The sequence below is a fragment of the Pseudescherichia sp. genome (assembly GCF_032052675.1).
Taxonomy (GTDB): Bacteria; Pseudomonadota; Gammaproteobacteria; order Enterobacterales; family Enterobacteriaceae; genus Pseudescherichia.
The window spans coordinates 16,551-30,774 of sequence record NZ_DAMBWA010000010.1 but is presented as its reverse complement, the minus strand read 5'-3'; the positions used below and the strand labels follow the sequence as shown (position 1 = coordinate 30,774).

14 protein-coding genes are annotated in these 14,224 nt (G+C 56.2%); all 14 read left to right on the top strand.

Translation table 11 applies throughout. The features are described 5' to 3' along the window. The first annotated feature begins 136 nt into the window (after nucleotides 1-136). The 14 genes from tsf (at nucleotide 137) to rnhB (ending at nucleotide 14,217) form a co-directional block, all read left to right on the top strand. Complete coding sequence (gene tsf, locus RTX96_RS14235; RefSeq protein WP_103820647.1) at nucleotides 137-988, top strand: translation elongation factor Ts; 852 nt, start codon at nucleotides 137-139, stop codon at nucleotides 986-988. A gap of 120 nt (nucleotides 989-1,108) precedes the next feature. After that, the gene (pyrH, locus tag RTX96_RS14230; RefSeq protein ID WP_042390616.1) at nucleotides 1,109-1,834 is read left to right on the top strand and encodes a UMP kinase; all 726 of its coding nucleotides are present in this window, start codon (nucleotides 1,109-1,111) and stop codon (nucleotides 1,832-1,834) included. 163 nt (nucleotides 1,835-1,997) lie between these two features. After that, complete coding sequence (gene frr / locus RTX96_RS14225; protein ID WP_103820646.1) at nucleotides 1,998-2,555, top strand: ribosome recycling factor; 558 nt, start codon at nucleotides 1,998-2,000, stop codon at nucleotides 2,553-2,555. Nucleotides 2,556-2,666: 111 nt separating this feature from the next. Next, entirely contained in the window at nucleotides 2,667-3,866 is a 1,200-nt protein-coding gene (ispC, locus tag RTX96_RS14220; protein ID WP_312671418.1) for a 1-deoxy-D-xylulose-5-phosphate reductoisomerase, read from the top strand. A 187-nt stretch (nucleotides 3,867-4,053) separates the two neighbouring features. Then, nucleotides 4,054-4,812: a (2E,6E)-farnesyl-diphosphate-specific ditrans,polycis-undecaprenyl-diphosphate synthase gene (gene ispU, locus RTX96_RS14215; protein WP_042390622.1), complete on the top strand. Its 759-nt coding sequence runs from the start codon at nucleotides 4,054-4,056 to the stop codon at nucleotides 4,810-4,812. Nucleotides 4,813-4,824: 12 nt separating this feature from the next. Next, nucleotides 4,825-5,682, top strand: a complete 858-nt coding sequence (gene cdsA / locus RTX96_RS14210; protein WP_103820644.1) for a phosphatidate cytidylyltransferase — start codon at nucleotides 4,825-4,827, stop codon at nucleotides 5,680-5,682. 11 nt (nucleotides 5,683-5,693) lie between these two features. Then, the gene (gene rseP, locus RTX96_RS14205) at nucleotides 5,694-7,046 is read left to right on the top strand and encodes a sigma E protease regulator RseP (protein WP_312671417.1); all 1,353 of its coding nucleotides are present in this window, start codon (nucleotides 5,694-5,696) and stop codon (nucleotides 7,044-7,046) included. A 29-nt stretch (nucleotides 7,047-7,075) separates the two neighbouring features. After that, a complete protein-coding gene (bamA, locus tag RTX96_RS14200; protein WP_312671416.1) occupies nucleotides 7,076-9,487 on the top strand; it encodes an outer membrane protein assembly factor BamA in 2,412 nt (803 codons plus the stop codon). A 115-nt stretch (nucleotides 9,488-9,602) separates the two neighbouring features. Next, a complete protein-coding gene (gene skp, locus RTX96_RS14195; RefSeq protein ID WP_103820641.1) occupies nucleotides 9,603-10,097 on the top strand; it encodes a molecular chaperone Skp in 495 nt (164 codons plus the stop codon). A 3-nt stretch (nucleotides 10,098-10,100) separates the two neighbouring features. Further along, on the top strand, nucleotides 10,101-11,129 hold the full coding sequence (gene lpxD / locus RTX96_RS14190) for a UDP-3-O-(3-hydroxymyristoyl)glucosamine N-acyltransferase (protein WP_103820640.1): 1,029 nt from the start codon (nucleotides 10,101-10,103) through the stop codon (nucleotides 11,127-11,129). A gap of 99 nt (nucleotides 11,130-11,228) precedes the next feature. After that, nucleotides 11,229-11,684, top strand: coding sequence for a 3-hydroxyacyl-ACP dehydratase FabZ (gene fabZ / locus RTX96_RS14185; RefSeq protein WP_006173598.1), 456 nt, complete (start codon nucleotides 11,229-11,231; stop codon nucleotides 11,682-11,684). 3 nt (nucleotides 11,685-11,687) lie between these two features. Continuing rightward, nucleotides 11,688-12,476 carry an acyl-ACP--UDP-N-acetylglucosamine O-acyltransferase gene (lpxA, locus tag RTX96_RS14180; protein WP_103820639.1) on the top strand — a complete coding sequence of 263 codons (789 nt, stop codon included), beginning with the start codon at nucleotides 11,688-11,690 and terminating at the stop codon, nucleotides 12,474-12,476. Next, a complete protein-coding gene (gene lpxB / locus RTX96_RS14175; RefSeq protein WP_312671415.1) occupies nucleotides 12,476-13,624 on the top strand; it encodes a lipid-A-disaccharide synthase in 1,149 nt (382 codons plus the stop codon). Before lpxA ends, lpxB begins: the two co-directional genes overlap by 1 nt. Next, nucleotides 13,621-14,217 carry a ribonuclease HII gene (gene rnhB, locus RTX96_RS14170; protein ID WP_103820637.1) on the top strand — a complete coding sequence of 199 codons (597 nt, stop codon included), beginning with the start codon at nucleotides 13,621-13,623 and terminating at the stop codon, nucleotides 14,215-14,217. Before lpxB ends, rnhB begins: the two co-directional genes overlap by 4 nt. Nucleotides 14,218-14,224: the final 7 nt, after the last annotated feature.

The following is a 14,224-nucleotide window of genomic DNA, read 5'->3' as shown; positions in this document are numbered from 1 at the left end:
TAAGGCACGCTCTCTGAGCCCCTTATTGAGCAGGTAGTACCGAGTTTGGTTAGGGGGCCTGTTTATGGCCCCCTTTTTCACTTTTAAGGCTGTTTGGTTTTGAACCAGGCAGGTCAAATCTTCCGAGGATTTTAGAATGGCTGAAATTACCGCATCCCTGGTAAAAGAGCTGCGCGAGCGTACTGGCGCTGGCATGATGGATTGCAAAAAAGCGCTGACCGAAGCGAACGGCGACATCGAGCTGGCAATCGAAAACATGCGTAAGTCTGGTGCGATCAAAGCGGCGAAAAAAGCAGGTAACGTTGCTGCTGACGGCGTGATCATCACCAAAATCGACGGCAACTACGGCGTGATTCTGGAAGTTAACTGCCAGACCGACTTCGTTGCAAAAGACGCTGGTTTCCAGGCGTTCGCTAACAAGGTTCTGGATGCAGCAGTTGCTGGCAAAGTTACCGACGTTGAAGTGCTGAAAGCACAGTTCGAAGAAGAGCGCGTAGCGCTGGTTGCGAAGATTGGTGAGAACATCAACATTCGCCGCGTTGCTACCCTCGAAGGCGACGTGCTGGGCTCTTACCTGCACGGCGCGCGCATCGGCGTTCTGATCGCGGCTACCGGCGCTGACGAAGAGCTGGTGAAACAGCTGGCAATGCACGTTGCTGCAAGCAAGCCTGAGTTCGTTAAGCCGGAAGACGTGTCTGCTGAAGTGGTAGAGAAAGAGTACCAGGTTCAGCTGGACATCGCCATGCAGTCCGGTAAGCCGAAAGAGATCGCAGAGAAGATGGTTGAAGGCCGCATGAAGAAATTCACCGGCGAAGTCTCTCTGACCGGCCAGCCGTTCGTTATGGATCCGAGCAAAACCGTTGCTCAGCTGCTGAAAGAGCACAACGCTGACGTCACTAACTTCATCCGTTTCGAAGTGGGTGAAGGCATCGAGAAAGTTGAGACTGACTTCGCAGCAGAAGTTGCTGCCATGTCCAAGCAGTCTTAAGTGGTCTGAAAGAAGCCGCCTGAGGGCGGCTTCTTTTTGTATCCAGCGTAAGCTGTATACTACAAACGTTGTATCCGGAATTAACCCCCTCTCAATCGTTGAACGTCTCAGGAAAGAATCATGGCTACCAATGCAAAACCCGTCTATAAACGCATCCTGCTTAAGCTCAGCGGCGAAGCGTTACAGGGCACCGAAGGCTTCGGTATTGACGCAAGCATCCTCGACCGCATGGCTCAGGAGATCAAAGAGCTGGTGGAGTTAGGCATCCAGGTGGGCGTCGTCATTGGTGGTGGTAACCTTTTCCGTGGCGCGGGTCTGGCGAAAGCGGGGATGAACCGCGTAGTGGGCGACCACATGGGTATGCTGGCAACGGTCATGAACGGCCTGGCAATGCGTGATGCGCTCCACCGCGCCTATGTGAACGCCCGCCTGATGTCCGCTATTCCGCTAAATGGCGTGTGTGATAACTACAGCTGGGCTGAAGCTATCAGCCTGCTGCGTAACAACCGGGTGGTGATCCTCTCCGCCGGTACCGGTAACCCGTTCTTTACCACCGACTCCGCAGCCTGCCTGCGCGGGATCGAGATCGAAGCGGACGTGGTGCTGAAGGCGACCAAGGTAGACGGCGTGTTTACTGCCGATCCGGCAAAAGATCCGGCTGCTACCATGTACGATCAGCTGAGCTACAGCGAAGTGCTGGATAAAGAGCTGAAGGTAATGGATCTGGCGGCCTTTACCCTGGCCCGTGACCACAAGCTGCCGATTCGTGTTTTCAACATGAACAAGCCAGGCGCGCTGCGCCGCGTGGTAATGGGTGAAAAAGAGGGCACTTTGATCACGGAGTAATTTCCGTCATCAACAAATAGAGGTAAGATTCCGCTTTAACAGTAAAGCGGTTCTTATCAGACACCTTTTAGCGTGTCAGAGATTAAACGGGGCTATACTTAGCACACCTTTAGGGCGTGCTGGCGTATGGTCTGCCTGAGACAAGTTTTCAAGGATTCGTAACGTGATTAGCGATATCAGAAAAGATGCCGAAGTCCGCATGGAAAAATGCGTTGAAGCATTCAAAACCCAAATCAGCAAAGTGCGCACCGGTCGCGCTTCCCCAAGCCTGCTCGACGGCATCGTAGTGGAGTACTACGGTACCCCGACGCCGCTGCGCCAGCTGGCTAACGTCACCGTTGAAGACTCCCGCACGCTGAAGATCAACGTGTTCGATCGCTCTCTCAGCCCGGCGGTTGAGAAGGCCATCATGGCGTCTGACCTCGGCCTGAACCCAAGCTCTGCCGGCACCGACATCCGCGTTCCGCTGCCGCCGCTGACTGAAGAGCGTCGTAAAGACCTGATCAAAGTGGTGCGTGGCGAAGCCGAAGGCGCGCGCGTGGCGGTCCGTAACGTACGCCGTGATGCCAACGACAAGGTGAAAACGCTGCTGAAAGATAAAGCGATCAGCGAAGATGAAGATCGTCGTTCCCAGGATGACGTGCAGAAGCTGACCGACGCAGCCATCAAGAAAGTGGATGCGGCGCTGGCGGAAAAAGAAGCGGAACTGATGCAGTTCTGATCCCGCGCACGTGATTAAACAAAACGCCGTTCAGAGAAGCCCCACCGGGTTTTTGCTGGCGGCGTTTTGCTATATTGCTCTTCTCCAGCCACCTTTGGACATCTCTCTCTCATGAAGCAGCTCACCCTCCTTGGCTCAACCGGCTCTATCGGTTGCAGTACCCTTGATGTGGTTCGCCACAATCCCGATCGCTTTGCCGTCACGGCGCTGGTTGCCGGCAAAAACGTGGCCCGCATGGCGGAGCAGTGCCTGGAGTTCACGCCGCGCTATGCGGTGATGGATGACGCCGCCTGCGCCCGCGAACTCAACGAGATATTGACCCAGCACGGCAGCCGTACCGAGGTGCTGAGCGGCCAGCAGGCCGCCTGCGACATGGCCGCGCTGGACGAAGTCGATCAGGTGATGGCCGCCATCGTCGGGGCGGCTGGCCTGCTGCCGACCCTGGCGGCGATCCGCGCCGGGAAGCGCGTGCTGCTGGCCAATAAGGAGTCGCTGGTCACCTGTGGCCGCCTGTTTATGGAGGCGGTAAAAGAGAGTGGGGCGCAGCTTCTGCCGGTGGATAGCGAGCACAACGCCATTTTTCAGAGTTTACCGCAACCCTTCCAGCGCAACCTGGGGTACGCTGACCTCGAGCAAAATGGCGTAGCATCCATTCTGCTTACCGGGTCTGGTGGCCCCTTTCGTGAGACGCCGCTGTCTGAACTGGCTGCAATGACGCCGGATCAGGCCTGCCGCCATCCGAACTGGTCAATGGGACGTAAAATCTCCGTTGATTCCGCCACCATGATGAACAAAGGTCTGGAATATATTGAAGCGCGCTGGCTGTTTAACGCCTCTGCCCGCCAGATGGAAGTGCTGATCCATCCCCAGTCGGTGATCCACTCTATGGTGCGATATCAGGATGGCAGCGTGTTAGCGCAGCTGGGTGAGCCGGATATGCGCACGCCTATTGCCCATACGATGGCCTGGCCGGATCGCGTCAGCTCCGGCGTGAAAGCCCTCGATTTTTGCTCGCTCGGCACGTTGAGCTTTGCGGCCCCGGACTATGACCGCTATCCCTGCCTGAAGCTGGCAATGGAGGCGTTTGAACAGGGGCAGGCGGCGACAACGGCGCTGAATGCAGCAAATGAGGTGACGGTTGCCGCATTCCTGGCGTCGCGCATTCGCTTTACCGATATCGCTGCCCTTAATCTATCCGTACTAGAACGTATGGATCTGCGCGAACCGCAGAGCATCGAGGATGTTCTGGCTGTGGACGCGCTGGCCCGCGAGACGGCACTGAAACAGGTGAGCCATCTCGCAAGCCGGTGATATTACTGCCATGAATGGCCGTGATATTTGTTAGCGTTCGGCTTCAGTGATATAGTCTGCGCCACCCGATCGCTGGTCTTAGGGCCGAAGCGGTCAGGTAAGCCGTGGTTTGACACGGCTTTTTTTACGTAAAGGCTTCAGTATTTCTGAGTACCGCTAAATCCTTTTCAGGGACTTAAAACGCGTTATGTTGTCAATGAACCTTCCTTTAAGCGAGAATTTGCCAGCGCATGGCTGCCGCCATGTGGCGATAATTATGGATGGCAATGGTCGCTGGGCAAAAAGACAAGGGAAGATACGAGCCTTTGGACATAAAGCCGGAGCGAAGTCCGTCCGCCGCGCAGTCTCCTATGCTGCGAACCACGGCATTGATGCGCTAACGCTGTATGCTTTTAGCAGTGAGAACTGGAACCGTCCGGCGCAGGAGGTCAGCGCGCTGATGGAGCTGTTTGTGTGGGCGCTGGATAGCGAAGTAAAAAGCCTGCACCGTCACAATGTACGCCTGCGCGTCATCGGTGACACCAGCCGTTTTAACTCACGTCTGCAAGAGCGCATTCGCAAAGCGGAGGCGTTAACCGCGCAAAATAGCGGCCTGACGCTGAATATCGCCGCGAATTATGGCGGACGTTGGGATATTATTCAGGGAGTACAGCAGTTAGCGGTACAGGTACAAGAAGGGCTGTTACGCCCGGACCAAATTGATGAAGAGGCGCTGAGTAAGCAAATCTGCATGCATGAACTGGCTCCAGTGGATTTAGTGATAAGGACAGGGGGGGAGCACCGCATCAGTAACTTTTTGCTGTGGCAAATTGCCTATGCTGAACTTTACTTCACGGATGTTCTTTGGCCTGATTTCGATGAACAAGACTTTGAAGGTGCGCTGCATGCCTTTGCCAATCGAGAGCGTCGTTTCGGCGGCACCGAGCCTGGTGGCGACAAAGCCTGATGGGGGTAGCTTTTGCTGAAGTATCGCCTGATTTCTGCTTTTGTATTAATACCCGTCGTCATTGCGGCGCTATTTTTACTCCCCCCGGTGGGGTTTGCTCTGGTCACGCTCGCGGTCTGTATGCTGGCCGCCTGGGAGTGGGGCCAGCTTAGCGGCTTTACTTCACGCACGCAGCGGGTATGGCTGGCCGTGCTCTGCGGCCTGCTATTGGCGGTGATGCTGTTTACGATCCCGGAGTATCACCACAACGTCCATCAGCCGCTGGTTGAAGGCTCGCTGTGGGCGTCGCTGGGCTGGTGGATCGCCGCGCTGCTGCTGGTGCTGTTCTATCCCGCCTCGGCGGCGCTGTGGCGTCACTCTAAGGCGCTGCGCCTGCTGTTTGGCATTCTGACCATCGTTCCCTTTTTCTGGGGCATGCTGGCGCTGCGGGCCTGGCACTATGACGACAACCACTACAGCGGTGCGCTGTGGCTGCTCTACGTCATGATCCTCGTCTGGGGCGCGGATTCCGGCGCGTACATGTTCGGCAAGCTGTTCGGCAAGCACAAGCTGGCCCCGAAAGTGTCGCCGGGGAAAACCTGGCAAGGCTTTATCGGCGGCCTGTTTACCGCGGCGGTGATCTCCTGGGGCTATGGCGTCTGGGCGAACCTTGAGGTGACGCTCTCTACGCTGCTGATCTGCTCCGTTGTCGCGGCGCTGGCCTCGGTGCTGGGCGACCTTACCGAAAGCATGTTTAAGCGTGAAGCCGGTATCAAAGATAGCGGTCACCTTATTCCAGGACATGGCGGTATTCTCGATCGTATCGACAGCCTGACGGCGGCGGTACCGGTGTTTGCCTGCCTGCTGCTGCTGGTCTTTGGGACGATTTAACGGATGATTTTATGCTGAGCATTCTCTGGAATCTGGCAGCGTTTATTGTTGCGCTGGGCGTGCTGATTACCGTGCACGAGTTTGGCCATTTCTGGGTTGCTCGCCGCTGCGGCGTCCGGGTTGAGCGCTTTTCCATCGGTTTTGGCAAAGCGCTCTGGCGACGCACCGACAAGCAGGGCACCGAGTTTGTTATCGCCCTCATCCCCCTCGGCGGCTATGTCAAAATGCTCGATGAACGCGTCGAGCCGGTTATCCCCGAGCTGCGTCACACCGCCTTCAATAACAAAACCATCGGCCAGCGCGCCGCCGTTATCGCCGCGGGGCCCGTGGCCAACTTCCTCTTTGCTATCTTCGCCTACTGGCTGGTGTTCATCATCGGTGTCCCTGGCGTTCGTCCGGTTGTTGGTGAAATTACGCCCAACTCCATTGCTGCCAGCGCACAAATTGCCCCTAGCATGGAACTTAAAGCCGTTGACGGTATCGAAACGCCAGACTGGGATGCCGTGCGTCTGCAGCTGGTGGATAAAATTGGCGATGAGCAGGCCACCGTCAGCGTAGCGCCTTTCGGCAGCGATAGCCGCCAGCAGAAGACGTTGGACCTGCGCAACTGGGCTTTCGAGCCAGACAAGCAGGATCCGGTGGCATCGCTGGGCATCCAGCCGCGCGGGGCGCAGATTGAATCCGTGCTGGCAGAAGTGCAGTCCGGGTCGGCGGCAAGTAAAGCGGGTTTGCAAGCTGGCGATAGGATCGTTAAAGTCGATGGTCAGGCAATCACGCAGTGGATGACCTTTGTGACCCTGGTTCGCGATAATCCGGGTAAGCCATTAGCGCTGGAGATAGAAAGGCAGGGAACTCCCTTGTCTTTAACGCTGATACCAGATACAAAACCGGGTAGCGACAAGGATGAAGGGTTTGCGGGCGTCGTGCCAAAGGTTATCCCGCTGCCGGATGAGTATAAGACAGTACGCCAGTATGGGCCGTTTGATGCCGTTGTCGAAGCCACGGGTAAAACCTGGCAGTTGATGAAGCTCACGGTCAGCATGCTGGGGAAATTGATAACCGGCGACGTCAAACTGAACAACCTCAGCGGGCCGATCTCGATCGCCCAGGGGGCTGGGATGTCTGCGGAGTTTGGGTTGATCTACTACCTGATGTTTCTCGCCTTAATCAGCGTGAACCTGGGGATTATCAACCTGTTCCCTCTACCGGTTTTAGATGGGGGACACCTGCTGTTTTTAGCGATAGAGAAGCTAAAAGGCGGGCCGGTATCCGAGCGGGTTCAAGACTTTAGTTATCGCATTGGCTCAATTCTGCTGGTGCTGTTAATGGGGCTTGCACTTTTCAATGATTTCTCTCGGTTATGAGAGTTAGTTAGGAAGAACGCATAATAACGATGGCGATGAAAAAGTTGCTTATAGCGTCGCTGCTGTTTAGCAGCGCGACCGTATACGGTGCTGAAGGGTTCGTAGTGAAAGATATTCATTTCGAAGGCTTACAGCGTGTCGCCGTTGGTGCGGCCCTCCTCAGTATGCCAGTGCGTCAGGGTGACACGGTGACTGATGAAGACATCAGTAATATTATCCGTGCGCTGTTTGCCACCGGCAACTTCGAGGACGTTCGCGTCCTGCGCGATGGTGATACGCTTCTCGTGCAGGTTAAAGAGCGTCCAACCATTGCCAGCATCACCTTCTCGGGCAACAAGTCCGTAAAAGATGACATGCTGAAGCAGAACCTCGAAGCCTCTGGCGTGCGCGTGGGTGAATCACTCGATCGCACCACCCTGGCCGATATCGAAAAAGGTCTGGAAGATTTCTACTACAGCGTCGGTAAGTACAGCGCCAGCGTGAAAGCGGTCGTTACGCCGCTGCCGCGTAACCGCGTCGACCTGAAGCTGGTCTTCCAGGAGGGCGTCTCCGCCAAAATCCAGCAGATCAACATCGTCGGTAACCATGCGTTCAGTACCGAAGAGCTGATCTCAACCTTCCAGCTGCGTGACGAAGTGCCGTGGTGGAACGTGGTGGGCGATCGCAAATACCAGAAACAGAAGCTGGCAGGCGATCTGGAGACGTTACGCAGCTACTACCTCGATCGTGGCTACGCGCGTTTCAACATCGACTCCACGCAGGTCAGCCTGACGCCGGATAAAAAAGGCATCTACATTACCGTTAACATTACCGAAGGCGATCAGTACAAGCTCTCCGGCGTTGAAGTCAGCGGTAACCTGGCCGGCCACTCCGCCGAAATTGAGAGCCTGACGAAAATTCAGCCGGGCGAGCTCTATAACGGCACCAAAGTGACCAAGATGGAAGACGATATCAAGAAGCTTCTCGGTCGCTATGGCTACGCCTATCCGCGCGTACAGTCTCAGCCTGAGATCAACGACGCAGACAAGACCGTGAAGCTGCACGTCAACGTTGATGCGGGCAACCGCTACTACGTGCGTAAGATCCGCTTTGAGGGTAACGACACCTCCAAAGACGCCGTGCTGCGCCGTGAAATGCGCCAGATGGAAGGCGCGTGGCTGGGCAGCGATCTGGTGGATCAGGGTAAAGAGCGTCTGAACCGTCTCGGCTACTTCGAAACGGTGGATACCGATACCCAGCGCGTTGCAGGCAGCCCGGACCAGGTTGACGTGGTCTACAAGGTGAAAGAGCGTAACACCGGTAGCTTCAACTTCGGTGTCGGCTACGGTACCGAGAGCGGCGTGAGCTTCCAGGTTGGCGTCCAGCAGGATAACTGGCTGGGTACCGGTTACTCGGTAGGGATCAACGGGACTAAGAACGACTACCAGACCTACTCCGAGCTCTCCGTGACCAACCCGTACTTCACCGTTGACGGCGTGAGCCTCGGTGGTCGTATCTTCTACAACGACTTCGAAGCGGATGACGCGGACCTCTCCTCGTACACCAACAAGAGCTACGGCCTTGACGGTACGCTGGGCTTCCCGGTCAACGAGTACAACACCCTGCGCCTCGGCTTAGGCTATGTACATAACGACCTCTCCAACATGGAGCCGCAGGTCGCCATGTGGCGTTATCTCGACTCGGTGGGGCAGAGCGCCAACACCCAGAACAACGATAACGGCTTTAGCGCAGACGACTTTACCGTCAACTACGGTTGGACCTATAACCATCTTGACCGCGGCTACTTCCCGACGGATGGGTCGCGCGTTAACCTGAACGGTAAAGTGACCGTGCCGGGCTCGGATAACGAGTTCTATAAGGTTACCCTCGACACCGCGTCCTACTTCCCGCTGGATGAAGATCACAAGTGGGTGGTGCTGGGCCGTACCCGTTGGGGCTACGGTGACGGCATGGGCGGTAAAGAGATGCCGTTCTATGAGAACTTCTACGCCGGCGGCTCCAGCACCGTGCGTGGCTTCCAGTCCAACAACATCGGTCCGAAAGCGGTCTACTACGGTGGTAACAACCAGGAGAACTGCCAGACGACACAGCCAGGTAGCGTCTGTAAGTCTGATGACGCGGTAGGCGGTAACGCGATGGGCGTCGCCAGCCTGGAAGTGATCACCCCGACACCGTTTGTGAGCGAGAAGTATGCTAACTCGATCCGTACCTCCGTCTTCTGGGATGCGGGTACGGTGTGGGATACTAACTGGGATCCTTCACAGGTCCCCAGCGATATTCCGGACTATAGCGATCCGAGCAACATCCGTATGTCTGCGGGTATTGCACTACAATGGATGTCTCCGCTGGGGCCGTTGGTCTTCTCCTACGCCCAGCCGTTTAAGAAATACGAAGGGGACAAAGCTGAACAGTTCCAGTTTAACATTGGTAAAACCTGGTAATTGTTCTTCGCAACGGAATGCACAGGTAGTGTAGCGCTGATGCAGGCGATCGAGAGGTCGCCTCGCCACGCAAAGAAGGTATCTTCGGATACATTGGGATGGTAAGGAGTTTATTGTGAAAAAGTGGTTAGTAGCTGCGGGTCTCGGTTTAGCGATGGTCACCTCTGCTCAGGCAGCGGACAAAATTGCGATCGTTAACATGAACAGCCTGTTCCAGCAGGTCGCTCAGACTACCGGTGTTTCCAAAACGCTGGAAAACGAGTTCAAAGGCCGCGCCAGCGAACTGCAGAGTCAGGAAAACGATCTGCAGAGCAAAATGCAGCGCCTGCAGCGTGACGGCTCAACGATGAAAGCTTCCGATCGTAGCAAGCTGGAAAAAGACGTTATGTCTCAGCGCCAGGCTTTCTCTCAGAAAGCACAGGCTTTTGAGCAGGATCGTGCGCGTCGTTCCAACGAAGAGCGTGGCAAGCTGGTTAATCGTATCCAGACTGCTGTGAAGAAAGTGGCAGCCGACGAGGGTATCGATCTGGTTGTTGACGCAAATACCGTTGCTTACAACAGCAGTGACGTGAAAGACATCACCGCTGACGTGCTGAAACAGGTTAAATAAGTAATGTCTACAATTCGACTGTCTGATTTAGCTCAACAGTTGGATGCAGAGTTACACGGTGATGGCGATATCGCCATCACCGGCGTTGCGTCCATGCAGTCCGCTAAAGCAGGTCAAATCACCTTCATGGTTAATCCAAAATACCGTGAACATCTGGCGGCTTGCCAGGCCTCTGCTGTCGTGATGACGCAGGACGACCTTCCCTTTGCCCACGGCCCCGCGCTGGTAGTGAAGAACCCCTACCTGACGTATGCCCGGATGGCACAAATTCTAGATACCACGCCGCAGCCGGCACAGGATATCGCCCCCAGTGCGGTAATCGATCCTACGGCTACGCTTGGGCAAAACGTCTCCATCGGCGCAAACGCGGTTATTGAATCAGAGGTTGTGCTGGGCGATAACGTGGTGATTGGCGCAGGCTGCTTCGTGGGGAAAAAGACGAAAATTGGTGCAGGCTCGCGTTTATGGGCCAACGTGACCATTTACCACGAGATTGAGATCGGTGAAAATTGCCTGATTCAGTCCAGCACCGTGATCGGCGCGGACGGCTTTGGCTACGCTAACGATCGTGGCAACTGGGTGAAGATCCCCCAGCTTGGTCGGGTGATCGTCGGTGATCGTGTTGAGATCGGCGCATGTACCACCATTGACCGTGGCGCGCTGGACGACACCATTATTGGCAACGGCGTTATCATTGATAACCAGTGCCAGATTGCACATAACGTCGTGATTGGCGACAATACCGCAGTTGCTGGCGGCGTCATCATGGCGGGCAGTTTAAAAATTGGCCGTTACTGCATGATTGGCGGTGCGAGCGTGATCAACGGTCACATGGAAATCTGCGATAAGGTCACCGTAACGGGCATGGGTATGGTGATGCGTCCCATTACTGAACCGGGCGTCTACTCATCAGGTATCCCGCTGCAACCAAATAAAACCTGGCGAAAAACAGCAGCGCTGGTGATGAATATTGATGACATGAGCAAGCGTCTCAAGGCTCTTGAGCGCAAGGTCGTGCAGCAAGACGAATAATTCATCCGTTTTACGCCCAAACTTCTCGGCCTGACGGCATTAGATTGTCGCGGGCCGTGTTATTATTGCCATTCAGTATTTTTTGACAGGAAGAGTATTTTGACTACTGACACTCATACTCTGCACATTGAAGAGATTTTAGAGCTTCTGCCGCACCGCTACCCGTTTCTGCTGGTTGATCGCGTGCTGGATTTCGAAGAAGGTCGTTTTCTGCGCGCAGTAAAAAATGTTTCGGTTAATGAGCCATTTTTCCAGGGCCATTTCCCTGGTAAACCCATTTTCCCGGGCGTCTTGATTCTGGAAGCGATGGCCCAGGCCACCGGCATTCTGGCATTTAAAAGCGTAGGGAAACTGGAGCCTGGCGAGCTGTACTACTTTGCCGGTATCGATGAAGCCCGCTTCAAACGTCCGGTAGTGCCAGGCGATCAGATGATCATGGAAGTCACGTTTGAGAAAACGCGCCGTGGTCTGACCCGCTTTAAAGGCGTGGCAACGGTCGACGGTAAAGTTGTTTGTGAAGCTACTATGATGTGTGCACGTAGCCGGGAGGCCTGATACGTGATTGATAAAACTGCCTTTGTTCATCCTACCGCCATCGTGGAAGCGGGTGCCGTTATTGGCGCTAACGCCCACATTGGCCCGTTCTGTATTGTTGGACCCCATGTTGAAATTGGTGAGGGTACCGTACTGAAGTCTCACGTTGTCGTTAACGGCCACACTAAAATTGGCCGCGACAACGAGATCTATCAGTTCGCCTCCATCGGTGAAGTGAACCAGGATCTTAAATATGCTGGCGAACCGACCCGGGTGGAAATTGGCGATCGTAACCGCATTCGCGAAAGCGTAACCATTCACCGTGGTACCGAGCAGGGCGGTGGTTTGACGAAGGTGGGCAGCGGTAACCTGCTGATGATCAATGCACACGTTGCGCATGATTGTACGGTAGGGAACAACTGTATCCTCGCTAACAATGCGACGTTAGCGGGCCACGTTTCGGTCGACGATCATGCCATCATCGGTGGCATGACGGCGGTGCACCAGTTCTGCATTATCGGTGCGCACGTGATGGTGGGCGGCTGCTCTGGCGTTGCCCAGGATGTGCCGCCGTACGTGATTGCCCAGGGCAACCACGCCACGCCGTTCGGGGTGAATATCGAAGGGCTGAAACGTCGCGGCTTCAGCCGAGAGGCGCTGATCGCCATTCGCAACGCCTACAAGCTGCTCTACCGCAGCGGTAAGACGCTGGAAGAGGCGAAGCCTGAGATCGCTGAGCTGGCGGAAGCGCACCCGGAAGTGCGCGCGTTTACCGAGTTCTTTGAGCGCTCGACGCGGGGCCTGATCCGTTAATGGTTGACGATCGTCCGCTTACGATTGCCCTGGTCGCCGGAGAAACCTCCGGCGATATTCTTGGTGCCGGTCTTATCCGTGCGCTCAAGCAGCGCGTGCCTAACGCCCGCTTTGTCGGCGTAGCTGGCCCGCTGATGCAGGCCGAGGGCTGCGAGGCCTGGTATGAGATGGAAGAGCTGGCGGTGATGGGCATCGTTGAGGTGCTGGGCCGTCTGCGCCGCCTGCTGCATATCCGCGCCGATCTGACGCGCCGCTTTACCGCCCTTAAGCCGGACGTCTTTGTCGGCATCGACGCCCCGGATTTCAATATTACCCTCGAGGGTAACCTCAAACAGCAGGGTATTAAAACGATTCACTACGTCAGCCCCTCCGTCTGGGCCTGGCGACAGAAACGCGTTTTCAAAATAGGCAGATCCACCGATCTGGTGCTGGCCTTTCTGCCTTTCGAAAAAGCGTTTTATGACCGCTTTAACGTGCCGTGCCGTTTTATCGGCCATACGATGGCGGACGCCATGCCGCTGGATCCCGATAAAAAGGCCGCGCGCGACGCCCTCGGGCTCTCGCACGACGCCCACTGTCTGGCGCTGCTGCCCGGCAGCCGCGGCGCGGAAGTGGAGATGCTCAGCGCTGACTTCCTGCGCACCGCGCAGATCCTGCGCCAGCGCTACCCCGATTTAGAGGTAGTGGTGCCGCTGGTCAATGCGAAGCGTCGGGAGCAGTTTGAGCGTATTAAAGCCGAGGTTGCACCGGATCTGGTGGTGCATCTGCTGGACGGCAAAGGCCGCGAGGCGATGGTGGCCAGCGACGCCGCACTGCTGGCCTCCGGCACCGCCGCGCTGGAGTGCATGCTGGCAAAATGCCCGATGGTGGTTGGCTATCGCATGAAACCGTTCACCTTCTGGCTGGCAAAAAGGCTGGTGAAGACCGACTACGTCTCGCTGCCTAACCTGCTCGCCGGGCGCGAGCTGGTGAAAGAGCTGCTGCAGGACGAGTGCCAGCCGCAGCTGCTGGCCGATGCGCTGCTGCCGCTGCTGGCCCGGGGCAACACCAGCCATGCCATGCATGACACCTTCCGTGAGCTGCATCAGCAGATCCGCTGCAATGCAGATGAACAGGCGGCGGATGCTGTGCTGGAGCTAGCAAAATGAATGAATTTATTTATCCACACCACCACCTTGTGGCGGGTGTGGATGAGGTGGGCCGTGGCCCGCTGGTCGGCGCGGTCGTTACGGCGGCGGTGATCCTCGACCCCGCCAGGCCTATTATCGGCCTCAACGACTCCAAAAAACTGAGTGAAAAACGGCGTCTGGCGCTGTTTGCTGAGATTCAGGAAAAGGCGCTATGCTGGAGTCTGGGCCGCGCCGAGCCGCATGAAATTGACGAGCTGAACATTCTGCACGCGACCATGCTGGCGATGCAGCGCGCCGTGGCCGGGCTATCCGTTGTTCCCGAATACGTGCTGATCGACGGTAACCGCTGTCCGGCTCTGCCTATGCCATCAATGGCGGTGGTGAAAGGCGATAGCCGGGTGGCGGAAATTAGCGCCGCCTCCATTATTGCCAAAGTCACGCGCGATGCCGAAATGGCCGCGCTTGACCTGACGTTCCCTCAATATGGCTTTGCGCAGCATAAAGGGTATCCGACCGCTTTCCACCTGGAGAGACTGGCGGAGCACGGCGCGACAGAGCATCACCGGCGTAGCTTTGCGCCAGTAAAACGCGCGCTGGGGCTGGTCTCCTGATTGCTGC

Bases quoted from the DNA above. Each gene is read 5' to 3' on its own strand.
- tsf (WP_103820647.1), top strand. From the start codon at position 137: ATGGCTGAAATTACCGCATCCCTGGTAAAAGAGCTGCGCGAGCGTACT.
- pyrH (WP_042390616.1), top strand. From the start codon at position 1,109: ATGGCTACCAATGCAAAACCCGTCTATAAACGCATCCTGCTTAAGCTC.
- ispC (WP_312671418.1), top strand. From the start codon at position 2,667: ATGAAGCAGCTCACCCTCCTTGGCTCAACCGGCTCTATCGGTTGCAGT.
- ispU (WP_042390622.1), top strand. From the start codon at position 4,054: ATGTTGTCAATGAACCTTCCTTTAAGCGAGAATTTGCCAGCGCATGGC.
- rseP (WP_312671417.1), top strand. From the start codon at position 5,694: ATGCTGAGCATTCTCTGGAATCTGGCAGCGTTTATTGTTGCGCTGGGC.
- bamA (WP_312671416.1), top strand. From the start codon at position 7,076: ATGGCGATGAAAAAGTTGCTTATAGCGTCGCTGCTGTTTAGCAGCGCG.
- lpxD (WP_103820640.1), top strand. From the start codon at position 10,101: ATGTCTACAATTCGACTGTCTGATTTAGCTCAACAGTTGGATGCAGAG.
- lpxB (WP_312671415.1), top strand. From the start codon at position 12,476: ATGGTTGACGATCGTCCGCTTACGATTGCCCTGGTCGCCGGAGAAACC.
- rnhB (WP_103820637.1), top strand. From the start codon at position 13,621: ATGAATGAATTTATTTATCCACACCACCACCTTGTGGCGGGTGTGGAT.